Origin of the sequence: Shewanella sp. SW1, assembly GCF_025653545.1 — a bacterium.
GTDB classification, from domain to species: Bacteria; Pseudomonadota; Gammaproteobacteria; order Enterobacterales; family Shewanellaceae; genus Shewanella; species Shewanella oncorhynchi.
In genome coordinates this window covers 161,288-185,791 of sequence record NZ_JAKKSG010000004.1, presented here as the reverse complement: position 1 = coordinate 185,791, position 24,504 = coordinate 161,288, and the positions used below count along the sequence as shown (strand labels likewise).

Genomic DNA, 24,504 nt, shown 5'->3' with positions numbered 1-24,504 from the left:
GGTTGTGATGATGAAGCTGCGTCTCGTCCTTATCTGGCTGCTGTGCTTTGCCTCTTTCGGTACTTGGGCTGCACTCATTCGGGTAACAGATACAGATTCACTCACCCTTGCCCTTAACAAAGCCCAAGCAGGTGACACCTTAGTGCTAGCCACTGGGGTGTATGAAGGCTCCTTTAAGGTGACGCAATCCATTTCGCTAAAGGGGGAAATAGGCGCGACATTAGATGCACTGCGCCAAGGCAGTGCGTTGGTCATTGAGGCGCCTCAGGTGAGTATTGAGGGGCTCAATATCCGCCACTGGGGACGGGATCTGTATTACCGTGATGCCGCCATTTTACTCAAAAAAGGGGCGGATCATGTGCTGATTAAGGGAAACCGCTTGGTGGGTGATGGTTTTGGTGTTTATGGTGAACAGCTAAACTCGCCCATCATCACGGACAATAGTATTAGTGGCAACGGTGCCATTCATGTGCTTGATCGGGGTGATGGCATTTATCTTAAGCATGTTAATTCGCCACAAATTGACCGAAATCAGCTGATTTTTGTCCGTGATGGTGTGTATTTAGAGTCCGTTACCCACAGTCGCATTTATGAAAATCAATTCACTAAGCTGCAATATGGTATTCACTACATGTATACCCAAGCCGACGAAGCGTGGCAAAACCAAGCGATTGCCGTCGATGGCGGTTATGCCCTAATGAATTCAACCCATATTTACCTGCACCACAACCGTGTGACTCAGGCGCGGGACTTTGGCATTTTGCTCAACATTACTGAGGCATCCCATGTGCAAGCCAATGTTGCGAGTCAAATTCATAACCCTAAGGGCACTGTGGAGCTTGGCAATGAAGGGAAAGGTATTTTTATTTACGCCGCTCAACATAACCGTATTCAAGATAACGAGTTTAGCCACAGCGATACCGGGATCAGTATGGCCATGGGCGGAGAGGAAAATCGCCTTTGGCATAATCGTATTATGGCCAATCAAACCCAAGTTAAATATGTCGGAGAAACTCAACTTGAATGGAGTTATCAGGGGCAGGGGAATTACTGGTCGGAATATCAAGGTTGGGATCTGAATGGCGATGGATTAGGGGATATTGTCCATAGGCCGAATGACAGTTTAGATAAACTGTTTTGGCTTTATCCTGAAGCCAAACTGTTGATGGAAAGCCCCGTTGTGTTGTTACTGCGCTGGGTGGAACGCCAATTTAAGCCCCAAGTGACGAGCGGTATAAGTGATAGTTTTCCACTAATGCAAAGTGGCGCGCACGTACTGATTGATGGAGGTTCGCGATGAATCATCAAACTATGACCTGCTCAGCGAATAAGCCTGTAGTGAATGCTGATGTGGTTGTTAAAGCGACAAATATCAGTAAATGCTATGGCAAGTTTAAGGCACTGGATGATGTGAGTTTTGAGGTGTTAGCGGGTCAAGTGATCGCACTCCTTGGGCATAATGGTGCGGGTAAATCTACGTTACTCAAGCTTATTTTGGGATTACTTACCCCCACAAGTGGCCTGCTCCAAGTTCAAGGTCATAGTGTCGGAACTATGAATGCCAGACAGAGTTTGTCCTTAGGCTATTTACCTGAAAATGTGAGTTTTTATGACAATATGACCGCCAATGAGCTGTTGCGATATTTCGCTAAGCTTAAGGGCGTTTCCTTGCCTAAAGTACATGTATTACTTGCTGAATTTGGTTTAGAGGCCGCTAAAGATAAGCGTTTGAGTACTTTTTCTAAGGGGATGCGGCAACGTCTTGGGCTCGCGCAGGCGATATTGGCTGAGCCTAAGGTACTGTTACTCGATGAACCGACAGTTGGCTTAGATCCCTTGGCATCGGCTTTCCTGTATCAAAAAATCGCTCAGCTCAGGTCGCAGGGCTGCGCCATTATTATCAGTACCCATGAGTTGGGATTAGTACAAGATCAGATGGATCGCGCTTTGATCTTAGGTCGAGGGCGAATGTTGGCTTCGGGAAGCTTAACCTCCCTGAGGGCGGCGACTCAGTTGCCAAATCATATCTTGTTGCATTTTCTATCTAATACTCAAAGGCAAGCATTGTTAGCGGATCCTATTTTAGCGGCATGTGTTAAGGCAAATGCGGGGCAGGGACTCACACTAGCCGTGCCACAGGAGCAAAAGTCAGCCGTGTTAAATCACTTATTACAAAAAGTGCTCGCTGGGGATTTTTCTATTGAACCTCCTAGTTTGCAGAGTGTGTTTCATCATTACATGGAAAGTCTTTGCCCCCTTCAGTCGCCAACAATGCCCACAAAGACTATTAACATAACAGATATAAATCAGGCGATTAATTTGGAATCAGTCCTATGAACCGTTCCGAGGTTTTGCACCATCGTTTAAGTGCTCTGAGCATAGTGAGCACCATAGCCGCCAAAGAGTTTAAGGATAATTTGCGTAATCGTTGGTTATGGATGATGGCGGGAATCTTGTTGCTGCTATCTCTGTGTGTGAGTTTTATGGGCAGCGCGGTGTCCGGCAACTTAGTGGTATTTGAGCCTGCCCAGATCCTTTCTGGGTTAGTCACTTTATCGGTATTTATGCTCCCTTTAGGTGCGATTTTATTGAGTTATGACAGCTTTGTTGGTGAAAAAGAATCCGGCACTCTGTTGTTACTGCTGACCTATCCATTAGCACGTTGGCATCTGGTGTGCGGCAAGTTTTTAGGCCATGCCTGCGTGATGACCATTGCCTGCATTTTGGGCTTTGGTTTAACAGGATTAATACTGATATCACTGGGCGATACTCAGGCCCAGTTATCCATAGCGATCGGGTTTACCCATTTGATTATGAGCAGTATTTTACTGTCATTAGTGTTCGTGCTCTTGGGTTATTGGGTTAGCTTGTGTGTGCGAGAAAAAGCTAAGGCACTGGGGATATTACTCATTTTATGGTTTGTGCTTGTGCTGGTTTATGATCTGATTTTACTCAGTGCTGTGGTTGGAATGAGTGAGATGTTTAATCGTACTGTATTCAATCTACTGATTTTGTTGAACCCCACTGATCTGTTCCGTGCTTTAAATTTACTCGCGACTCCCTCGGATACACTCGCGGCTAAAAGTAGTCTCACTCTGCTTGCTCAAACTGGGCTTGGCTTACCCTTAATGTATGGTTTGCTGGGTGGCTGGATTGGTGTATTACTTTTGTGTTGTTCTTGGATCTTTAAATACCAAGAAATCTAGTTTAGCGACCTCTGTATTAGTCTAACTTTGTACTTATTAAACAATGACTAAACTGAGTATAGAGTCACACTCTTATATGTTGTTAAAAGGTAAAATTAACCATCTTGACTTGGTGATTGCATATCATCGTTTTCTTGGAAAGAAACAATGTCACATGATGATTGCATGTTGTTAGTGTAATCAAACTTTATCAGTATTGGCTGATCTTTCAGGCGTTTAACATGCATAAAATCACATCTTATTTAATGTTAGATGAACAGGCTAAGGAATTAGTCGATCATGTGAATGGGACAACCATCAGCCTGACGTTTTCCGAAACGGCCTTATTAGTGCTGCTGTTATCATCCACGAATGCCATTTTTACTAAGGAAGAATTGCTGCAGGTCGGCTGGCCTGAAAGGGTGGTTGCTCCTACCTCTTTAACGCAATGCATCAGTACCTTACGTAAAAAGCTCGAACCCTATACCGAAGTGCAGCTTAAAACCGTGGCACGCCGCGGTTATCAATTGCATATCTCTGAACAATCCCATGTAAAGATGTTGGCGATCAATGATGCGAATGCAATTCGTGATGCCTTAGTGGGGGTGTCGGTTTGGACTAAAGTTGCAGGTATTGCCCTCTTGTGCGCTATCTTGTCAATCGTTTGGTATGTGAGCGACCATCATGCGGTGGTTAAACAGGTGGCTAAATGGCATGCCGATAAATATATCAGCCTCAATATTGGTGGCACGCTGGGGACGGCGCGAACCTTCTATATTGGTGATGAGGATCGTTTACATCCTTCATGGTGGCAAAAACATTTAGCGCCAGAGGGAAATCACATCAATAACCTTAATTACTTCAGTGCATTTACCTCAACTGATGGCAAAAATTATTCGATGGCGATTTGCCCTGAGCTGGACGCCGATGCCTGCAGTGGTCACGGCATCATCAATATCACGGCGATAGATGCAAAACCCGCAGGATTAAATATGGCGGAGTTCATTCCGCTGAGCCAAATAATGGAGCAGCGCATTCGCTATAACCGTATTGTCCTCCCTGCGGATGATAAAGGAATGGGTGAGTTACTTGAGCATAATTACCATGCGGATATTTATTTTCCCGTCGCGGGCGAACTCTTAGTTCGTAACGATCTCAGTATGTCTCTGGTCTATGAAGGGCAAAATAAGGGTAAGTTTTATTCGACCTCCTGTATTACAGATCAAGATTGTTTAACGACACCGATTAAATACACTATCCGCGGTGAGTTTGAGCAGTACCAGACCACAATTGATGACCTTAAAGTCGATGTTTTTCACGTTAAAGTGTTACAAAAAGAACTGACAAAACCGGATGAAGTCAGCCATTCTGCTATGCAGTTCTACCGTGAAATTCGTAAGCATGATATCCGTGATGAAGATTTATTTTATTATCGTGTTTATCAAAATGAGCACACGGCAGTATGGATCATTCCTCAGATGGGACAAGTACTTGCGTGGACTCAGTACACTCAGATCAAATTATAAAGTAGTCGTTAGCCAAACTTGATTAAGCCGACATAGCGTCGGCTTTTTTGTGCCTGCAGTTGAGCGCGGTCGTGATGATGCTAAGCTGCGTGTTTAAGCGTCTGGCTCAAATTGTTTGCATTAACTTTCTATCATAAAAATTGGCTTTGTTTTACTTCTTCATTCAGTGCCAGTTACACTGCCAAACTTAGCAATCACACTATAAATACAATAATAAAAAAGAGAGGAGTCATTCATGTCGGACCGTCTAATTCCCGTGCTGTTACTGTCAACTTCAGTACTGGCTGGGCTCACTGCTTGCAGTGATAACACCACAGAAAACACCGTAAAAACCAGCGAAAACGCACCAAAAAGTCAAGACATTGCGGCTCAAATGCCGATTGGCATTAATGTCGCGGCTATGACGCCAACGGTAAAACCAGGGGATGATTTTTATACCTACGCCAATGGCGAATGGATGAAAACGACGATGATCCCCGCCGATCGCTCCAGCACTGGCGCTTTCCTTGTTGCCTTTGAAGCAACCGAAAAGCATAAAACCAGTTTGATTGCCGAACTGGTAAAAGCGCAGCATACGGCGGGAAGCGACGAAGCGCGTATCGCCGATTTCTACAAGGCTTACACAGATACTGCCGCCATTGATGCCGCAGGAATGAAACCTGCCGAGGAGGATATCGCCCGTTATGAGGCCATTGCGAGCAAGCAAGATTTATCCGCAGCATTAGGTGAAAACCTGCGCGCTGATGTTGACCCTCTCAACGCGACTGACTTTTATACCGAAAACCTATTTGGGATCTTCGTCACCCAAGGTTTAGCAACGCCGGGCGAAGTCTTACCTTACTTTTTACAGGGCGGTTTAGGCTTACCTGAGCGTGAATATTACCTGTCTGCCGATCCTAAAATGGTCGACATTCGCACCGCTTACCGCGCTTACATTGAAACCTTGCTCAAAGATGCGGGTGTGAGCGATGCCGCTGTCCGTGCCGATCGTATTTTTGCCCTTGAAAACAAGATTGCCGCAGCCCACGCCAGCCGTGAAGCAAGCGAAGATTTTACTCAGTCTTCGGGTGTATGGAGCCGTGCTGACTTTGATGCCAAAGCATCGGGCATCGATTGGACTGCCTTTCTAGCGGCGGCGCAACTGGGCAATCAGCCTAAATTTGCGGCCTACCATGCAACGGCGATTACGGGACTTTCTGCGCTTGTGGCCTCTGAGCCTTTAGAAGCATGGAAAGATTGGCTCGTGTTCCACCATATCAACAGCCATGCTGATGTGTTGCCATCGGCAATCGACAACGCTTCGTTTGCCTTTAATGGCACTAAGCTTTCTGGCACGCCAGAGCAGCGCAGTCGCGATAAACGTGCCTTAGCGGCACTCGACCAATATTTAGGTGATGCCGTAGGCCATGCCTATGCCGAGCAATATTTCCCCGCTTCAGCCAAAGCAGAAGTCAGCGCTATGGTGGATAACATAGTGACCGCCTTCGGTCAGCGAGTGGAAAAACTCGATTGGATGGACCCTTCAACCAAGAAAGAAGCCCTAGCAAAAGTGGCTACTATGGCGGTGGGCGTGGGTTATCCCGATAAATGGCGCAATTACGACAGCTATGCAGTGACTGCGACCAATGCCTACGCTAATGCCATCAATGGCGAAAAAGTAGAGTACAGCCACCAGTTAGCCAAGATTGGCAAACCAATGGATAAAGGCGAGTGGTGGATGACGCCGCAAGTGGTGAATGCGGTGAACTTGCCGGTGCAGAATGCGCTTAACTTCCCTGCGGGTATTTTGCAACCGCCATTCTTCGATGCTAAGGCCGATGCCGCTTACAACTATGGCGCGATTGGCGCTGTGATTGGTCATGAAATCAGCCATAGTTTTGATAACAATGGTGCGGCTTTTGACTCGACTGGCGCTATGCGTAACTGGTGGACGCCCGCTGACTTTGCTCAATTTGATAAGCAAGGCGATGCGTTAGCGCAGCAGTTTGATGCTTATGCGCCTTTCCCTGATTTACACGTCAATGGCAAGTTGACCTTAGGTGAAAACATTGCCGACGTAGCAGGTTTAGCCGCCGCTTATGATGCTTACCATGCCTCGCTTAAAGGCAAAGATGCGCCTGTGATTGGAGGCTTTACGGGTGATCAACGCTTCTTTATCGGCTTTGCGCAAACCTGGGCCACTAAGATGCGTGACGAAGCCCTGCGTGCTCGGGTGGCAACCGATGGACATGCCCCCGGCATGTACCGCGCGCTGACCGTGCGTAACTTAGATGCTTGGTATACTGCATTCGATGTTAAGCCTGGCGACAAGCTGTATTTGGCTCCAGAAGATCGCGTTAAGATCTGGTAAGTTTACTGCGTTGATTTGAAAGGAAGGGGGACACTAGCGTTCCCCTTTTTATTAACGATTTTGCAGTCGGTTGTAATCCAGCCACCCACTTTCTATCGGGTGATTGTCGAAAAAGATCTGATTGAGTTCGTCACTAAAGGCCCAAAACTTCGGATCAGTACGGCGTACACCCACCATATCTAACAGTGCTTCATAGTCTTTTTCAGTTTGCATTTTCTCTATTGTCGCTACGACGTTAGGCAAGTCCTGTTCTTTCACTCGCCAAAATGCCTCAGGATAACTGCCCAATAAGCCATGCACTAAAGTGACGTCATCTTTAGCGGGTTCGCGGTTACTCGCCTCATTAAACAGGCTCGAAATATTCCGATGAGCGCTATTGCGAACTAAGGTAAATATCTCAGTTTTACCCGCTTTTTCAGGTTCCACCATGATCATGGTTAGTTCAGGTAACAGGGTCGCTTGTGTGCCTTTTAATCGATCTAATGTGTGTAAAAGTGCTTTGCTATGTATTTGCAAGCTACTGTTTTCTATGTGATATCGATTGGGTTGAACCTTAGCAACCTTCTGTCCGAGTTTTTGATACAGCTCGCCCTTTAGATCGTCACTAAAGTAGAGTACGCCCGTAGGCTGATGAAAGGTGTTGATATCCCCTGCGATAAAGGCCGTGAGCTGAGTACCAGCCCCTTGATACCAATCACTCAACTGTTTGCGCCTTTCCTCCTGTGGCAACAGGGTCAGGAAGTTCGATTCCCCCTCCATGCGTAAAAAATCCATGTATAAGCGAGTTAATAGCTGATGGCCGTAGTTACCATAAACATCGAAACCCGCGACCAATAAATAGTGGATACGCTCCAGTAAGGCATAATCGATAATCCAAGCCGTTTTGGGCGGTTCGCCGACTAAGCCTTTGACCACAGTGGCATTGTCGAAGTGGCGCAGCACTGTCAGGCTGGCATTATCATTGGTGTCGTCGCCATCCCAGAGCCCGTCTATGGTGAGGTGCTGGCCGTTTTTGAATTTCTCGTTCAAGAACTGATTACGCGCCCGCATATATTTGCCTTGCTTGGCGGCATATTTCACCCAAGTTACTGCTAATGCAGTGCTTTCTTCCTCTGCAGGCATACGTAGATTTTCAAGTTGGGAATGGTAAAAGGCGCTAAAGTCAGTGTCGTCCATATAATCTGGAGTCACAAAGTACACCCAGAATCTGTCGTTAATGACATTGAGCGCCACCTGACCACGGCACACTGGGCCTTTGATAAAGCCCATAATGGTATCTTGGGCGCGGGTCAGCATAAATCGATAGCGCGCACTGGCAGGAATTTGAATAAAAGCTTCAAAGGGATTAGCCGCAACGCTCGGCTGGTAGCTCGGCAGTTGAGTGACTGAGTAATCCGCATCGATAAACCATTGTTGCCAGTTATTGAGCAAGCCGGTATTCAAAGCGTAGGGGATGTGGGTTTTATCGACTATGGTTGCCCGATAAGGCCGAAAGCGGTAATAGACTCGCTCCACCTTAGGATCGTCGAAGGGACGACGGGAGGCGATAATATCCAGCGCTTGCCCCGGCGGCGTCCGAGAACGCACTAACTCGAAGAATAAAGGCTGGGTGTTCGGCTGATTCAAAGACTCAAAATATAAATGGAAGGCAAACAAATGCTCGTAGATGTAGCGTGCACTTAATTGGCTTTTTAAACTGTCGCCGTTTAAAAACTTCTCCCAGAGGGTTATTTCTGCAATAAATTCAGGTGTAAGCGCTTGTGCAAACGGCAGTGGCGCACCTTGCTCGAGCCAGTGCATCAACACTTGATGTTCATTCGCATTCAGTGCTGGCAAGCCATAAGGCATACCTGCAAGGGGCTGGCTTTGCTCGTATTTGTCCATTTCCTCTAGGCTGGCGCATTGCTGAACTCTGTCTAGGCTGAAATCAAAACGCTTATCTAAAATCTTGTCTTCAGGCAGGGGATGCATTTGCTTAAGCGTGAGCATTCTGGCTAATACCGAGGCTTGGGTATTAGCTTCTGGGGTTTGATCGCGCTCGTTTAGCATGGGGTAAAACCCGCGTTGACGCCAAGCTTCTGGGGTAAAGGCATCGACAAATAAGCGATTAGGTGTGGCAGCGACTAAGCGTGTGCCTTGGTAGACCTTTTCCTTACTCGCCCCGCGTTCTATACCTTCGCTCGAGGTCATTTTTAACTGACAGGGGGCATCGTAACAGGCATGACATACCACGCAGCGGCTATTGAGAATAGGCTCAACTTGTGTGTGCACAAACTCGGCCTGTTGAATAAATTGGTCGTTAAGCTGTGCATTTTCGACGCGTTTTTGCGGTGAGCTAGTGCCAAACAGAGCATTGAAATCGATTTGCGCTACGCTGGCACAACCTGTCGCTAACAGCACTGCGACCAACAACAACCTCTTCCATCCCCCTTTTATCGCGTCCATTCACCGCTCCTTCATTTGCCACATGCTATTTAGCAGAATTAGGCTTTTTAGCCCACTGATAAGTATCACTTTAGCAGAAGAGTGTGTTGGATTTAAAATTTGCAGCCAGATGTTGTTGAAGGAGCTGACTTAAGTAGCCCTACAGACTTTTGGTCGCTGCTCGAAACTTGGGTAAGATAGTGGCTATAAAAGCGTGCCTGTGATGGCTGTATTAATTGCACCAGTATTGTTGTGGCAATAACAAAAGGATGAAGTATGACTGCTGATAACCGCTATTTTTACGAACCGAGCAAAGGCCATGGCCTTGCACACGATCCTTTAAATGCGATTGTGGGGCCTCGACCGATCGGCTGGATTTCATCGCGAAATACTCAGGGGCAACGTAATCTCGCACCTTACAGCTTTTTCAATTGTTTCAACTACAAACCGCCCATCATCGGCTTTGCCAGCACAGGCTGGAAAGACAGTGTCGCCAATATTGTCGAGACTGGGGAGTTTGTGTGGAACCTCACCACCCGTGGCTTAGCTGAGCAGATGAATCAAACCTCCGCCATGCTGCCACGCGGTCAAGATGAGTTTAGCTTTGCCGGACTCACGGCTAAAGCAGGCACCATTGTTAAGGCCGATTTAGTGGCTGAAAGTCCAGTAAACTTCGAATGCAAATTGTCCCAATGTATCCAGTTAACCGCCGCCAATGGCGACAAGATCGATACTTGGTTAGTGTTAGGAGAAGTGGTGGCCGTGCATATCGCCAAGCATTTACTCAATGCCGAGGGGATTTATCAAACCGCACTTGCCGAGCCCGTATTACGTGCCGGCGGCCCATCGACCTATTATGGGATCTGTGAAGATCTGCGTTTTGATCTACATAGACCACTAGTGTAAGGGGCTGCTCATTCGCCGCAGGGCTGTGGGTGTTCAAACTTCGTTTGAGTTTTAGGAATTAGTTTAACTTTTAACTTTTTAAATCAAAATCTAAGTCAAAGTCGTGGGGCTTCACCCCACACCCGACCAAGGAGGATTGCTCGTCCTATCAAAAACGTCCATGTTAAATAGCCAGCTCGATATCCCTATCTCGCGCTCAAAGCGGCCGTAGGCCTTCGCCCTTGGATTCTCCATGACGCCCCTAGCGAAGTTACATGCATTGGTTACTGGTCTCATACTCCAATAAAAATTGCCTAACGGCTCAGATGGCACATCCATGTGCCCCCGAGCCTGCGCCATCATCCATGATGTCGCCACGGCCCCACTCAAACAACTAAGAGCTATCTACGTATTTCGACAACTTCGCAGGGGACGGTGAACTCCTGCTATTTCGGAGTAAGCTGCTTATCTCAAAAGAATTCTGCCTGTCCTATCTTTTATTTAAATCCAAATCTAAATCTAAGTCGTGGGGTTTCACATCTGATTTTTAACAAAGTGTCTTGCATAGGTAAGTTAACATTGTGATTCCGTCTGACGGGTATTAAAGTCAAGCGCACAACGCGTTTATAAAATAGTAGAGCACATTTGAATATTCAACGAGTTAAAGCATTTGTATTGACGACTCAACTAGGCTCTGTCTCAGCCGCCGCTCGCGCACTGGGCAAACGTCAGCCGCAAGTGAGTCAGTGGATTGCCGAGCTAGAAGTCGACATAGGTGTGGATTTATTTGAGCGTAGTGCAAATCAAGTGGCACTCACTGCGGGAGGCGAGCATTTACTACCTAAGGCTATTTTAGCCTTGGCCCAATGGGAACAATTTACTCAATCGGCGACCCATTATGCCGAGCTTGGTAAAGGTCGGTTAGTGTTAGGGGTTGAAAATTATATTCCTTTAGAAGTCTTACGTTCGACAATTCAGCGCTATTTAATGCAGTTTCCAACGCTGGATTTTGTCTTAAAAGTGGATACTTTCGATGCATTACACAGTGCATTTCTATCTGATGATATCGACCTTTTACTGTTACATGAGACGGTTGAATTACATCAATCTCAATCGGGTTACTGCCGCCTTGGCGAATATCAAGAGGTAATGTTGATATCTGGACAGCATACATTAGCTTCACAGCAGGTAATCGACCCCGCACAATTAGCGCCCTATCGTGAATATATTTGGGCAGGAGGGCAGACTGAAAGTGATGATCTCGAAGTCGGCTTTAGTGGCCATTATTGCCAAATCCCCGATCTTGCTTTGTTAAAGTCCTTACTTGCCGAAGGGGATGGATATAGTTTTTTGCCGTTATCTTTAGCGCAGACAGAAATCGACAGTGGAAGATTAAAAGTTGTCCAATTGAGTAGTGAATTTGCGCCTATGAAGCGGCGGCTCGAAATGCGCTGGCATCATGGATTTGAGGCCAGCACCTTAGGGTCTTCTTTGCTGACGTTAATAAAAGAGCAACTCAGCAAATAATTAGATTGATACGGGATTGCTATTGATCATTGAGATCGAACACTAGCTCCCCCTCTAACCACGTCATTAAAATTTGAGTGTCAGCAATTTGTTTTGCTGTGGCTTGGGTAATGTCTCGCTCTAATACAACAAAATCGGCAGATTTCCCTAGCGCGATAGAACCAGTAATGTCACTTATGCCCAAGGCGTTAGCGGGATTTATTGTATAGGCTGCAATAGCACTGTGAATATCAGCGATACCTGCATTTTGCAGATAGACTGCGTTAGCAATACCAACGAGTGGATTGATATCATTCACATTCCAGTCACTACTTAAAGTTACATTCGCGCCAGTCTTGAAAATAGGGTTAATAGGTAATAAAGCATGAGCTCGTTGCTTACCGATAAAAGGGATCGCCCACTCATGATCTTGCGCAGCAATGTAATCGCTACCCAATTGGAAATCGGCATCGACTTTTAGTGAGGCAAAGCGTTTGATATCTTGGGGAGATACCATTTCTAAATGCGTCATGGCATAAGGGCGAGTAGCTCCCTGAGATCGTAAAGTTTCAATAGCATCTAAGGTGTTGCGTACCCCTGCATCACCTATGGCATGAATATGTGCCCCGTATCCAATTTTGTTGAGTTCAGTAAGCCACCACGCCATTTTACTGGCAGGAACATACTCGAGTCCCCTAGGAAGTTCGGGGGTGTAGCTCCAATCATAGGGGGCTAATGTACTGGCAGTACCGTTTATGATGATGCCATCACTGTAGATTTTGACCTGATTGATGAGCAGCAGACGTTGTTTATCATCAGAATGAATTTTTTTAAAGAAATCAAGCTGTGCTTGGGGTTCATCGGCAGGATAAATCCAAGGGCGTAGACTGACTCTGGCGGTTAATTCATCATGACTTTCGACGGCTAGCCATGTTTCTAACCAGTCACGTTTCCAATAGAGTCGTCCATCACCGATAGTCGTTATCCCGTGCTCGGCAGCAGCTGCCAGACCATTTAATAAACCTTGATAATTGGCTTGTTGTAGATTGGGTTGTGATTTCCATGCTTGTTCCATCACAAGATCGCCAGCATTATCGAATAAAATACCGAGAAGTTTACCGCTCTCTTCATCTTTGAGGATCTTGCCGCCTTGCGGATCGGCTGTATGAGCGCTTATCTTAGCTTTGGCTAATGCGAGGGAGTTGACCCACATAGAATGGGATGTTTGCTCCATAATAACGACAGGATTATCGGGGAAGATTTTGTCTAATATTGCCAAAGGAGTGGGGCCACTCTCTTGCATTACTACACTGAGTTGATGGCCATATCCGAGTAACCACTCTCCCGTTTCCAACTGATTTTTACAGGCGGTTAATGTGCGGATATAGCCTTTGAGATTAGTTTCATCATCCAGTAAACAGTCGCTACCTATTTCACTCGCGGCTTCAAACACATGATTATGGTTATCAATAAAACCAGGTAATAAGTAATGACCTTTTAAATCGATGACTTTGGTTTGATTGCTCACGTGATCCATGGCGTTAACGCTATTCCCAATGTAGACAATTTTGCCATCCTTAATGGCTAAACTAGTCGCTTGATCATGGCCATAGACGTGGGTATTGGTGAGTAAAGTATCTGCAAGTTCGTCGTTTGCACAGGCAGATAGGGTGAATAATCCCGTTAAGGCTAAGCATTTAACGAGTTTGTGTGGCGTCTTAGTCTGTTTCATTTGTACTTGAATCCCATATTGCGTCAGCTATTGACTCATTATGGGATAATTCCACAATAGTGAAAGTTAGTGACTATCAAGAAAATGAGATACCCATGGGAAAAGACTGATAAGCCATATTTTTGTTGGTACAATGTGACTGATTACTATGGTTTTTTGTGAAAAAGAAAGAGCGGACAGGCATACATTTTATGTTAAAGGTTACGCCAATTTCCCTGCGAAAGTAAAAAGATAGGACAGGCAAAACTCTTTTGGGATAAACAGTCGACACCGAGATCACAGAAGTTCACCTTCCCTGTGAAGTTGCTGAAGGGCGTTGAAGAAAATAGCGTGACGCAGACAGGACGTCTGCGTAGCTTTCGGGGGGAAGGGACACCCCATCGGAAGCGTTAGCTATTTTCGAATAAGCACGAAGCCACTAACTAATGCATGTAACTTCGCTAGGGGTGGCAAGGGACTTTAATCTTTTGCTTAAGCAACAAATAACCTTTGGATAAGCAAATTTACTTAGTGGGTGTATCCACAAAAAGTGAGATACGGCATGACGTATAAAACAAAACCCCAGTAAAAACTGGGGTTTATTATTTAAGCCTATGCTGGCAAACGTTAGCCAGCCAAGCATACAAATTATCGCGTTATTTGATAAACGCGAACGCATCACCGTAGAGATGTGCTTCTTCTACACCAATCTCACGGAAAATTTCCCGTGCTGCACCCACCATGTCGAAACGGCCAGCGATATAGATGTCGTAGCCATTTAAGCTGACAAAATCTTGTTTGATTTGCGCTAACAGATTAGCGGTTTTGCCTTGCCAATTAGCGGGAGCTTCTTCGATGACTGGCACAAAGTGTAACCAAGGGTGAGCGTCGTGCCATTGGCGGGCGATGGTTTCAAAATACATGGCATCTTGGGTGCGACAACCCCAATACAGCATAGTTTCAACCTGTTGGCCGAGGGCGATTTGGTGTTCAATGATACTTTTAATGTAAGAGAAACCTGTGCCGCCGGCGATTAACAGGCGAGGGCGAATGCTTTCGTGACGCAGGTGGGCTTCGCCGCCTGGGGCTTCGATGTCGATAGTGCTGCCATCAAGGGCGCAGGCTTTCAGGCGCTCGACCACTTGCATTGGGTAGCTTTCACTCACAGCGGCGCCAATGTGTAATTCGATCAGCTCGGCGTTTGGCGCTGATGCGATAGAGAAGGGGCGTTTATCTTTTTCACCCATGACAACACATAAGTATTGCCCCGCTTGGAAATCGAAGGCGGTTTCAGGCCTTAACAATACTTGATATACGGCATCGTTAAATGGGTTAACTTTCTCTATCTTACAACGTATGGTTTTCATCAAACTTCCTTTGCACCTTTCTTCAACAGTATGTGTCTAGGTGTCGCTTTAGAGGCCTGTTATTGGCCTATTCTCTTGGCTAAAGCCGATACTTGAGTAATGGCTTAAGCTGAATTATAGGGTTGGGCTGTCGTCTATGCCTAACTCATCCCAGATTGAGTCGATCTTTTGTTTTACTTTTGGATCCATCACGATTGGCGTACCCCATTCGCGGTTGGTTTCACCTTCCCACTTATTGGTGGCATCGAGTCCCATTTTTGAGCCTAAGCCCGCAACGGGTGAAGCAAAATCGAGGTAGTCGATCGGGGTGTTTTCGATCATCACAGTATCGCGTTTAGGGTCCATGCGGGTGGTGATCGCCCAGATCACATCCTGCCAGTCACGGCAGTTCACATCTTCATCCACTATGACAATAAACTTAGTGTACATAAATTGGCGCAGGAAAGACCAAGCGCCCATCATCACTCGTTTGGCATGTCCCGGATATTGTTTGCGAATTGAGATCACTGCCATGCGGTACGAACATCCCTCTGGTGGCAGATAAAAATCAACGATCTCAGGATATTGCTTACGCAAAATCGGCACAAACACTTCGTTTAATGCAACCCCCAGCATGGCGGGTTCATCCGGTGGACGGCCAGTGTAAGTGCTGTGGTAGATGGCATCTTTACGGTGAGTGATGTGAGTAACGGTAAATACTGGAAACTTATCGGTTTCGTTGTAGTAACCCGTGTGATCGCCGTAGGGGCCTTCTTCCGCCAGTTCCTCAGGATCGATATAACCTTCGAGGATGATTTCACTGGTGGCGGGCACTTCTAAGTCGCAGCTTAATGCCTTACAGACTTCGGTACGTTCACCGCGCAGTAAACCGGCAAAAGCGTATTCGCTCATGGAATCGGGGACTGGGGTGACGGCACCTAGAATGGTCACAGGATCGGCGCCGAGTGCGACCACAACCGGATAACGCTCACCGGGGAATTGTTGTTTAAAATCAGCAAAATCTAACGCGCCACCACGGTGGGATAACCAGCGCATAATCAGCTTGTTTTTACCCAGTAATTGTTGGCGATAAATGCCTAAATTCTGACGACTCTTGCGCGGGCCTTTGGTGATGGTTAAGCCCCAGGTCACCAGTGGCGCGACATCGCCCGGCCAGCAATGCTGAATAGGCAATTGAGTTAAATCGACCTCATCGCCGGTTTTGATGATTTGTTGGCAAGGCGGATTACGCACTGTCTTTGGCGGCATATTCAAGGCTTGCTTGAACATAGGGATCTTAGCGATCGCGTCTTTAAAACCCCGAGGTGGTTCGGGTTCTTTTAAAAAGGCTAACAGTTCACCCACTTCGCGCAGGGCTAATGGGTCGTCTTTGCCGAGTGCCATGGCCACACGTTTTGGTGTACCGAACAGGTTTACCAACACGGGCATGTGATGATTTTTGGGATTTTCAAATAATAGCGCAGGGCCTTGAGCGCGTAATACGCGATCGGCGATCTCTGTCATTTCTAAATGAGGATCAACTGGGTAGCTAATGCGTTTGAGTTCGCCATTGGCTTCTAAGTGATCAATAAAGCTGCGTAAATCCTTAAAACTCATGTGGAAATAGCCTCTGCGGTGAAAATCCGTGTGGCGCGCACTATAGCATTTTTCTGTTTTAGGGTTAACCAATTCAGTGATCTTCAAGCTTAGGAAGCGTAAAATGGTTACCAGTAAGTCGCGATAGATCTCGCTTACGCCCTTTATTTCGAGGTTTATATGAATATTCCTGTATGGTTTGCTCAAGAAAAGTGTGTTCAAAGTCAATCACATGGCGCGCATAAGCGGTCGCTAAAGTGCTTGGTTTTATCGCTTGCCGTGGGGATCTCACTTTTGGGGGCGCTCAGTGTGCCGATTGTGGCGGTGGCCGGAAATAGAGGCTATTCGGATCAAGACGAACGCCACGGTCATCGTGATAGCCACAGTCGTGGCGACAGTCATTACAACAATCGTCATGACAATTATTATGACAACCGCCATGTGCGCAAAGATAACCGCCATTATCGTCCCTATTATCGACCTTATTACCCTTGGGGTTTAGGACTGGGTTTAGGGCTCGCTACGGGGTGGGGATCGGGTTGGAATGTCGGTTATGGTGTGAACACCCATTGGAACAATGATTGGGGTTGGAATACATCGCGTGACGCCTACGCTCGAAATTACTGGAACTCGCCCTATTCGGGCATAGGTTTGTCGATTCCTATGCGCTACGACGATGAACCTGTGGCCATTTCTGCACCTGTACGGGTAACAACCAGTATGCAGTATTCTGCGAGTGAAGGCCGTATGGTGTCGAGTATGCCTGTAAATATGGCCGGACAAACGACTGGGCAACTGGTGTCGCAAACTAGTAACGGCACAGGCAAAACAGCTGCGACTCCGCGTCCACGCGCACCGCACAGTGTGTCTAGCTTGCCGAGCAATGCTAGGGTTGTGCAGCAGGATGGTCGTACACTTTACGAGTGGCAAGGCACGCTTTACGCCTACGACTGGAACAGTCAAACCTATCAAGAACAGTTAGTCAGATAGATTTACATTAGGTAAATGGCTGAGAAATTGGAGCCCCTTAGTGGGCTCCAATTTATTTATCATCTTTTATTATTTAGTTATCAGCTAGTTGTCGTTTTATAGCATAGCGGAGAAAACGTTTGAAAACCGTTCAACATCAGGTTCAAAATCCATCTGTCCAAAATCAGCATAAGGGCGCCAGTACATTATGGGTGTTACTTGCCTTAGCACTCGGAACATTCGCTTTAGGCACCACAGAATTTGCTTCCATGACCTTAGTGCCTTATATCGCGAGTGATTTAGGGGTAGAGGTTGCCCATGTGAGTTATGCCATTAGTGCCTATGCGCTGGGGGTTGTGGTCGGTTCGCCAATTATCATGGTGCTAGCCGTTAGGGTCAGACGGCGAACACTCTTGATTGCCTTAGCCGCGTTAATGGCGGTGGCCAATGGCTTAAGTGCGTTAGCGCCATCGTTGAATTGGTTAATCTTTTTTCGTTTTCTCAGCGGCTTGCCCCACGGCGCTTATTTCGGCGTGGCTATGTTGCTCGCCGCCTCTTTAGTGCCGCCAGAAATGAAGGCCCGCGCCGTATCGCGGGTGATTATTGGCCTTACGCTGGCGACGATTATCGGTGTGCCGTTTGCGACTTGGATGGGGCAAACTGTGGGCTGGCGCTCGGGCATTGGCATAGTGGCTATTCTGGCGACCATTACCGCGATAATGGTGTATTTTTTAGCACCTAATCAAGCCGTGCCCGCTGATGCGAGTCCCAAAAAAGAGCTACAAACCCTTAAAAATCGTGAAGTCTGGCTGACGCTCGGCATCGCGGCCATTGGCTTTGGCGGTATCTTCTGCGTGTATACCTATCTGGCCGAAACCTTAATCCAAGTGACACAAGTCGAGCCGTTTAAGATCCCAATCATGATGGCGGTATTTGGTATTGGCGCAACACTTGGGACCTTAGTGTGTGGCTGGGCGGCGGATAAGTCGGCCTTAGCGGCGGCGTTTTGGTCGTTAGTGTTAAGCACTGTGGTGTTGGCGATTTACCCGAGTTTGACTGGACATTACTGGGCGCTGATGCCCGTGGTATTTTTTGTCGGTTGTGGGTTAGGGCTTGCCACTATTGTGCAAGCCAGATTGATGGATGTGGCACCCGATGGGCAAGCCATGACAGGCGCTTTAGTGCAATGCGCCTTTAATCTTGCCAATGCAATTGGGCCTTGGGTGGGCAGTTTAGTGATACTGTCTGGACAAGGCATTGCCGCGACAGGTTATGCGGCATCTTTGTTGTCATTGGGGGGACTGCTGATGTGGTGGCTGACCCACAGAGAAAGCCGTCGCGTCGTTACCCTAAACACAGCGAACTGCGCCGACTAGCGAGTGCTAAGGAAGAGACGCAGTGGTCATATTCTGCGTCTCGAATCCGCACATTTAGCCCCTTTGTATGGTGATATCGGCGATATAACCATGCTCTGTGGCAACTAAGGCTTGTTTGAGCATGCCAGCCGCTTCATCGGCGGACATAAAGCTTGAGGTATCTAAAGCCTTACCGCTACTGGGCCAAAAGCCTGTGTCCATGCCGCCGGGATACACGGCAATCAACTTCATTGGGCTTTGTTTAAGCTCTAATCGCACCGACTCGATAAATCCCCGCACCGCCCATTTTGCCGCGCAGTAAGTGGATTCGCCCGCCTTGGCGGCCAGTGCTGCGGTAGACATGACCACAACCGCAGTGACCGCTTGATCTTTATAGCGTTTCACTAATTCCCGCACTAACAAAATCGTCGAGGTGACATTGTTATTGAGCAGGCTTTGGATATCGCTCGCCCTTTGGGTTTCAATCGCACCAAAGTAGCCGCTGCCCGCACAGTGGATCACGGTTTTAGGGGCTTGCGTTAGGCCATCGAACAGGGCTTCGAGACTCGATTCACTGGCGAGATCGGCGGTGATAGCAGTGATAGTTTTGTTGGAGAAGGGCGTTAATGCATTGGCGACGGTTTGCAGGCGCTCGGCATGGCGGCCTGTGAGTGTCAGTGCTTCATTCTCTTTGGCGTAGAGCGATGCGAGTGCCGCGCCTAAACCACTGCTGGCGCCGGTAATTAATATCATAGTGACCTCGGTTAATGCTGTCTTGGCTTGAAAACCGCATTTTAAATTTAAGTGCGCTTCAATTCATGGGAAGGCGAGCGGTCAGATTAAGGTAAATAGCGGTTGATCGAATGCCACTTCATCGCCGTCTTTGGCCCAAATAGCGCTGAACACGCCATCGCGCTCGGCTTGGATGGGATTCATCATTCTCATCGCTTCGATAATGCAGATCACTTCACCTTGGCTCACTCGTTGACCGACTTTAACCAGCGGCACCTCATCGAGTTCTGCCGCCGCGTAAAAAGTGCCGACCATAGGTGAGACTTGTACAAAACCTTCTGTACTCGGCGAAATGCCTGTTTGCTTTGCCTGTTCACTCAAAGACTCGACTCGTGCTCTGGGGATAGCTTGCTGTGATTGCATATTGGCTGGCATAGGGCTGTAGCGGGTGATGCGAATTGATTCTTCACCTTCTGTGATCGCCAGTTCTGCTATGTCAGATTCTTGTACTAACTCAATGAGTTTTTTAATTTTACGAAGATCCATTGCCATTTATCTGCCCTTGCAAAGCACGCTATTGAATAGAATTTACTGTGGCTGGTTGAGCCGCTTAATGGCCGCCGCCAGCGCAAACTCATAACCCTGTGAACCGAAACCGCAAATCACGCCTATCGCCTTATCGGAAAAATAGGAATGGTGGCGAAAAGCTTCACGGGCGTGCACATTGGATAAATGTACTTCAAAAAAAGGAATTGCCACGCCAAGCAAGGCATCACGCAGGGCGACGCTGGTGTGAGTAAAGGCGGCGGGATTGATAATAATCATCTGGGCATCAGTCGCATGAATCGCATTGATTAGCTCAAATTCGGCGTTGGACTGAATATGTTCGAGCTCAACTCCCGCCAACTTTGCCTGCTGGTTTAACTCCGCCACTATGTCGGCTAAGGTTTGATGACCGTAAACGCTGGGCTCGCGGCGGCCTAAGAGGTTGAGATTGGGGCCATTGACGAGCAAAATTTTGTGACTCATTGCGCTTTCCTTTACGACATGCCTTGGGATTAATGCAGGGATTAAAGTTGGAATAAATTTAATTCAGTTTTCTACATAGGCCACTAACTTAACCTGTTCAAATCGATTTTGCATTATCGGTTAGTCAATTGTGTGCGAGCTGATCATGTGTGAGCCGATTATACCTTTGACATCTTGTGCCATTGTTGGCTGGGTTCAATTGCGGTTATTTCTCTGGTACCGAGTTAGCAATTGCCTAAGTTGGCTGTCAGTTGAGTTAATTGTCATCTAAGTTAACTGTCACCTAAGTTAATAGTCACTCTTCTGTTGACGCATGGCCTTAGTGGCACCTTTTTGTTTCTTGGTTTCTAATCGCCGAGTTTGGCTGCCTTTAGTGGCGCGGGTGGGGATGCGTTTTTTCTGCACTTCACCGATACTGGCAACCAAGGCGATAAATTGCTCCAACGCCGTTTGGCGGTTAGCATCTTGGCTGCGGCTCGCTTGACATTTGATGATGATTTTGCCGCTTTTAGTGATGCGGTGATCCGCCTTGTTGAGCAGGCGTTCTTGGTAAAACTCGGGTAATGATGAGCTTTTAATATCGAAAATCAGCTGCGCAGCGGTGGACACTTTATTTAAGTGCTGGCCGCCTGCACCACTCGAACGGATAAATTGCCACTCGATTTCATTTTCCTGAAGTTCCACACGGTTTGAGATTTTTATCATGGCAAACTTAGGCATTTTTCAGCATGGATTGAGAAGCCATCAATAATGACTTATGGCTTTCCAATAGATTTGTTATCATCGGGCGCATTCTTTGCCGCTGCATTGGCTAAAGCCATTGCCTGCAAAAGTGTTCTCGATTCGGAGTGCCTCTATGTTATGCCAAATCCCCGATATTGCTAAGGGTGTTATCAGTCTTTTTGCCAGTGGCCGACTATCCTCCACCGATTATCGGACCCGTTTACAGCCTGCGATTAAAAGTTATCGTAAGGATTGGGGCCAAGTTTGCCTGTATATTGAGGCAGATGTGTTACTCGAAGGCTGGGAATTTGAGTCGCTGACCGGTAGTGGTGAAGTCCAGTTACCGAATTTTGAAGCCTTAGTGTTTGTGGGCGGCCCTGATTGGGTAGGAAATGCGGTACGCTTACTCGGGCCTTTTATGCAGGGCGAAGTGGCTTGGTTTCCACTCGAACAGAAAGCCAAAGCGATTGCTTGGATCACTAAGCGTTCGAATATTTAATGGTCTAATTTAGGCCATATTTACAAGGAATTAAGTATGTCATTATTGAAATCGGGCTCTGTTTCTTCGCTGACAGTTTCTAAGGTCAGTGCGATTGCGTTAGTGTTGGCATTTACCGCTGGACTGAGTGCCTGCGCGCCAGAAGTGGGCAGTGATGCTTGGTGTAAACAGATGAAAAATAAGCCGTCTGGCGATTGGACTGCTAACGAAGCCGCTGATTATGCTAAGCACTGTGTATTTAAATAAGCACTGAGTGTTTAAGTCAGCGTTAGCCTTTAGAGATCACAGCTTGAAAGACTTTGCTTGCGAGCTGTGAACTTATGTTTATCATACGGGTCAGATGTTCCGTTATCTGTTATCCGTTGTTTGCTATAGGTGATATTTGAATTCTACCGCTAAGCCATTTTTTACTCGAATGGTGACCCTACTGATAGCCATTATCGTGCTGCAATTTGCCGGCGCGAATTTGGGTGCGCATCAGTTACATGCGGGCAATGGCGCGGAAGAAGCTGAGAATCATCCCCATCTGCAATTTAGTGCTCAAGTGACCACTTTGGCCCAATGTGTCGATTGCGTTTGTCCAAGCGAGCAAGCCTTAGGTTTTGCGGACTCCACGGGTGTCACTAGTAATCACGCGGGTGAAAACCAAAGCAGCGGATTTCATTCCCACTTAGTTAAAACCACTGAAATACAAGATTTTGACCTATGCCTCGACTGCCAATGCCATGGCGGTCATGTGGCACTGTTATCTCAGGCAGTGAGTCAGCCTGTACAGGCGTTAGAAAGTGTCTATCTGCCTACCGATGTATCCTATTTCCCGCCTGAAAATTTACCTAAATACCGCCCTCCTATCGCTTAATTCTCCAATATTCGGCTTATTTCTCGGCCTAGGACGATTGATTCATCTGATTGGATCTCATTCTATTTTGCCGTGTGATAAGCCCGTTATGTTCATCCCCCAAAAGATACGCTTGAACTGATGCTCGCAGCGTTAACTGTTGGAGCCGTCATTGGCTTTTTAGCCGTTACTGTATTGCTTGGCGGGATGATTCGATCGGCGCTTATTTGCCATGTCCAGAACGATATGATTGCTTTGCATTGAGCTATTTAAATGAAGCTCACATCTAGCCGTTTCGCTTTGGGCGCAAAAGTCAGCCGATCCACATTCGATATTGTTAGGATTTGCGATGAAAAAAACGATTCTCGCCCGTACTTTAGTTTGTCTGTTTAGATCGGGCTTGTTTAGCTGCGGATTAGTATTGGCCGCCGGATTGCTAGCCTTTGCCCTCGCGGCAGAAAATGACTCTCTTGAAGTCAATGTCCTTGAAGTCAAGGTCCTTGAAACCAAAGCCTCTGAAGTTGAGGCATTTAAGGCGCAATCACTGGGCTTACCCGCCAAAGAAACCGACACGGCACATGTCAACTTTGGCCAATGGTTGCCTGAGTTACTCACACAGTTCAATCAGTTACCTGAGGTTCAGGCGCAACTTGTAAGGCAGCAACAGGCCAAACTGGCCATTCAGGCGGCAGATCGCGCTGTGTATAACCCAGAACTTGGGCTTAATTATCAAAATGCCGATACAGATGCCTACAGCTTAGGGCTGAGCCAAACCCTCGATTGGGGCGACAAACGCGGCGTGGCGACAAAGCGTGCCGAGCTTGAAGCGCAAATCCTGTTAGCAGATATAGGGTTAGAGCGTAGCCAAATGTTGGCCGAACGCTTACTGGCGTTGGCAGAACAGGCGCAAAGCCGTAAGGCGCTGACCTTTGCTGAGCAGCAATTAAGGTTCACCAAGGCGCAGCTCAATATTGCTGAGCAGCGATTGGCGGCGGGGGATTTATCCAACGTCGAGCTGCAATTGATACAACTCGAAGTCGCCTCTAATACTGCCGACTACGCCTTAGCCGAGCAGGTGGCCTTAGTGGCCGATGGCAAAGTAATTGAATTACTTGGGGATAATAATTTTGCTTTTAGTGAGTTTATCAAAGAGATCCATTTCTTTGTGACTCAGGCTAAGCAAGCGCCAGCGGCCGAGTTGGGCACCTCTACATCAGCCTTGCCAGCCCTGGCGAGTGCTTATCAGCAAGTGCTGCTCGCCAGAGTTAATGTTATGCAAGTCAAAGCGGAAGCTTCAGCTGACCCAACTATTAGCCTAGGCGCTGAAAAGGAGGGCACGGACAATAAGCTCGGTGTCGGCGTGTCGATTCCTCTACAAGTTCGCAATAACTACAGTGAGTTGCAAGCCGTAGCCGATAAGGGCATCGCTATCGCGGAGCAAGGCTATCTTGCCCGTGAGCGAGTGCTTACCGCTAAGCAGAAACAATTCCTCTATGCGTTACCGCGTTTACTCGAACGTTACCAAGACTGGCGTGAGTTAGTGCAAGTGTCAGGTGCTAAAGCCGCTAAATCCTTAAGCCAACAATGGCAGGCGGGGGATGTGAGTACTAGCGAGTACTTACAGAGCCGTCGTCAGTTAGCCGCCAGTTATTTGGTGGGCTTAAACCTAGAAACGGCTATCTATCAAAGTTGGTTAACTTGGATGGGCGAAAGCGGCCAGCTTATGCCTTTTATCGAAAAGCTCATTATCGAAAAGCTCATTATCGAAAAGCTAAATGCAGTCCCTTCGATAACATCTAATGCCGCCGCACGCACAGTAAACCCATGAGG

General features: G+C 47.3%; 21 protein-coding genes. 13 read left to right on the top strand and 8 right to left on the bottom strand.

The features are described 5' to 3' along the window. Nucleotides 1-10: 10 nt before the first annotated feature. The 5 genes from nosD (at nucleotide 11) to L5M71_RS05430 (ending at nucleotide 7,061) form a co-directional block, all read left to right on the top strand. Complete coding sequence (nosD, locus tag L5M71_RS05450) at nucleotides 11-1,300, top strand: nitrous oxide reductase family maturation protein NosD (protein WP_263206531.1); 1,290 nt, start codon at nucleotides 11-13, stop codon at nucleotides 1,298-1,300. Then, complete coding sequence (locus tag L5M71_RS05445) at nucleotides 1,297-2,337, top strand: ABC transporter ATP-binding protein (RefSeq protein WP_263206529.1); 1,041 nt, start codon at nucleotides 1,297-1,299, stop codon at nucleotides 2,335-2,337. Before nosD ends, L5M71_RS05445 begins: the two co-directional genes overlap by 4 nt. Further along, on the top strand, nucleotides 2,334-3,206 hold the full coding sequence (locus L5M71_RS05440; protein WP_263206527.1) for an ABC transporter permease: 873 nt from the start codon (nucleotides 2,334-2,336) through the stop codon (nucleotides 3,204-3,206). The genes L5M71_RS05445 and L5M71_RS05440 overlap by 4 nt, the downstream gene beginning before the upstream one ends. A gap of 221 nt (nucleotides 3,207-3,427) precedes the next feature. Beyond that, nucleotides 3,428-4,711 carry a transcriptional regulator gene (locus L5M71_RS05435; RefSeq protein WP_263206525.1) on the top strand — a complete coding sequence of 428 codons (1,284 nt, stop codon included), beginning with the start codon at nucleotides 3,428-3,430 and terminating at the stop codon, nucleotides 4,709-4,711. 235 nt (nucleotides 4,712-4,946) lie between these two features. Further along, on the top strand, nucleotides 4,947-7,061 hold the full coding sequence (locus L5M71_RS05430; RefSeq protein WP_263206523.1) for a M13 family metallopeptidase: 2,115 nt from the start codon (nucleotides 4,947-4,949) through the stop codon (nucleotides 7,059-7,061). A 51-nt stretch (nucleotides 7,062-7,112) separates the two neighbouring features. Here the strand turns inward: L5M71_RS05430 and L5M71_RS05425 are convergent, their stop codons facing one another. Further along, entirely contained in the window at nucleotides 7,113-9,506 is a 2,394-nt protein-coding gene (locus L5M71_RS05425; RefSeq protein WP_263206521.1) for a fatty acid cis/trans isomerase, read from the bottom strand. A 255-nt stretch (nucleotides 9,507-9,761) separates the two neighbouring features. On the opposite strand from L5M71_RS05425, the gene L5M71_RS05420 reads away from it, so the two are divergent. Next, the gene (locus L5M71_RS05420) at nucleotides 9,762-10,391 is read left to right on the top strand and encodes a flavin reductase family protein (protein ID WP_263206502.1); all 630 of its coding nucleotides are present in this window, start codon (nucleotides 9,762-9,764) and stop codon (nucleotides 10,389-10,391) included. A gap of 624 nt (nucleotides 10,392-11,015) precedes the next feature. Continuing rightward, nucleotides 11,016-11,897 carry a LysR family transcriptional regulator gene (locus L5M71_RS05415; RefSeq protein WP_107949408.1) on the top strand — a complete coding sequence of 294 codons (882 nt, stop codon included), beginning with the start codon at nucleotides 11,016-11,018 and terminating at the stop codon, nucleotides 11,895-11,897. A 19-nt stretch (nucleotides 11,898-11,916) separates the two neighbouring features. On the opposite strand, the gene L5M71_RS05410 is transcribed toward L5M71_RS05415, so the two are convergent. The 3 genes from L5M71_RS05410 to ubiD form a co-directional block, all read right to left on the bottom strand. Then, complete coding sequence (locus L5M71_RS05410; protein WP_263206499.1) at nucleotides 11,917-13,608, bottom strand: amidohydrolase; 1,692 nt, start codon at nucleotides 13,606-13,608, stop codon at nucleotides 11,917-11,919. Between the two features lie 635 nt (nucleotides 13,609-14,243). Beyond that, nucleotides 14,244-14,954, bottom strand: a complete 711-nt coding sequence (gene fre, locus L5M71_RS05405) for an NAD(P)H-flavin reductase (protein WP_263206497.1) — start codon at nucleotides 14,952-14,954, stop codon at nucleotides 14,244-14,246. A gap of 114 nt (nucleotides 14,955-15,068) precedes the next feature. Further along, complete coding sequence (gene ubiD / locus L5M71_RS05400; protein ID WP_263184543.1) at nucleotides 15,069-16,550, bottom strand: 4-hydroxy-3-polyprenylbenzoate decarboxylase; 1,482 nt, start codon at nucleotides 16,548-16,550, stop codon at nucleotides 15,069-15,071. 159 nt (nucleotides 16,551-16,709) lie between these two features. Between ubiD and L5M71_RS05395 the strand changes: the two genes are divergently transcribed. Both L5M71_RS05395 and L5M71_RS05390 read left to right on the top strand, forming a co-directional pair. Next, on the top strand, nucleotides 16,710-17,519 hold the full coding sequence (locus tag L5M71_RS05395) for a hypothetical protein (protein WP_263206495.1): 810 nt from the start codon (nucleotides 16,710-16,712) through the stop codon (nucleotides 17,517-17,519). Between the two features lie 119 nt (nucleotides 17,520-17,638). Then, nucleotides 17,639-18,874, top strand: coding sequence for an MFS transporter (locus tag L5M71_RS05390; protein ID WP_113939204.1), 1,236 nt, complete (start codon nucleotides 17,639-17,641; stop codon nucleotides 18,872-18,874). A gap of 54 nt (nucleotides 18,875-18,928) precedes the next feature. Here L5M71_RS05390 and L5M71_RS05385 read toward each other — a convergent pair whose 3' ends face one another. The 4 genes from L5M71_RS05385 to arfB form a co-directional block, all read right to left on the bottom strand. Beyond that, nucleotides 18,929-19,606 (bottom strand): SDR family NAD(P)-dependent oxidoreductase, encoded by a 678-nt coding sequence (locus L5M71_RS05385; RefSeq protein WP_263206492.1) that lies wholly within the window; start codon nucleotides 19,604-19,606, stop codon nucleotides 18,929-18,931. A gap of 81 nt (nucleotides 19,607-19,687) precedes the next feature. Beyond that, nucleotides 19,688-20,137, bottom strand: a complete 450-nt coding sequence (gene accB / locus L5M71_RS05380) for an acetyl-CoA carboxylase biotin carboxyl carrier protein (RefSeq protein WP_263206490.1) — start codon at nucleotides 20,135-20,137, stop codon at nucleotides 19,688-19,690. Nucleotides 20,138-20,173: 36 nt separating this feature from the next. After that, complete coding sequence (aroQ, locus tag L5M71_RS05375; protein WP_028759381.1) at nucleotides 20,174-20,614, bottom strand: type II 3-dehydroquinate dehydratase; 441 nt, start codon at nucleotides 20,612-20,614, stop codon at nucleotides 20,174-20,176. Nucleotides 20,615-20,902: 288 nt separating this feature from the next. Further along, the gene (arfB, locus tag L5M71_RS05370) at nucleotides 20,903-21,334 is read right to left on the bottom strand and encodes an alternative ribosome rescue aminoacyl-tRNA hydrolase ArfB (RefSeq protein WP_212599610.1); all 432 of its coding nucleotides are present in this window, start codon (nucleotides 21,332-21,334) and stop codon (nucleotides 20,903-20,905) included. A gap of 136 nt (nucleotides 21,335-21,470) precedes the next feature. Between arfB and L5M71_RS05365 the strand changes: the two genes are divergently transcribed. From L5M71_RS05365 to L5M71_RS05350, 4 genes are all read left to right on the top strand, one after another. Then, on the top strand, nucleotides 21,471-21,836 hold the full coding sequence (locus L5M71_RS05365) for an STAS/SEC14 domain-containing protein (protein WP_105250333.1): 366 nt from the start codon (nucleotides 21,471-21,473) through the stop codon (nucleotides 21,834-21,836). 36 nt (nucleotides 21,837-21,872) lie between these two features. Then, on the top strand, nucleotides 21,873-22,082 hold the full coding sequence (locus L5M71_RS05360; RefSeq protein ID WP_076498649.1) for a DUF3012 domain-containing protein: 210 nt from the start codon (nucleotides 21,873-21,875) through the stop codon (nucleotides 22,080-22,082). Nucleotides 22,083-22,251: 169 nt separating this feature from the next. After that, nucleotides 22,252-22,695, top strand: coding sequence for a hypothetical protein (locus tag L5M71_RS05355; RefSeq protein WP_168827374.1), 444 nt, complete (start codon nucleotides 22,252-22,254; stop codon nucleotides 22,693-22,695). Nucleotides 22,696-23,023: 328 nt separating this feature from the next. Next, nucleotides 23,024-24,502, top strand: a complete 1,479-nt coding sequence (locus L5M71_RS05350; protein WP_263206487.1) for a TolC family protein — start codon at nucleotides 23,024-23,026, stop codon at nucleotides 24,500-24,502. Nucleotides 24,503-24,504: the final 2 nt, after the last annotated feature.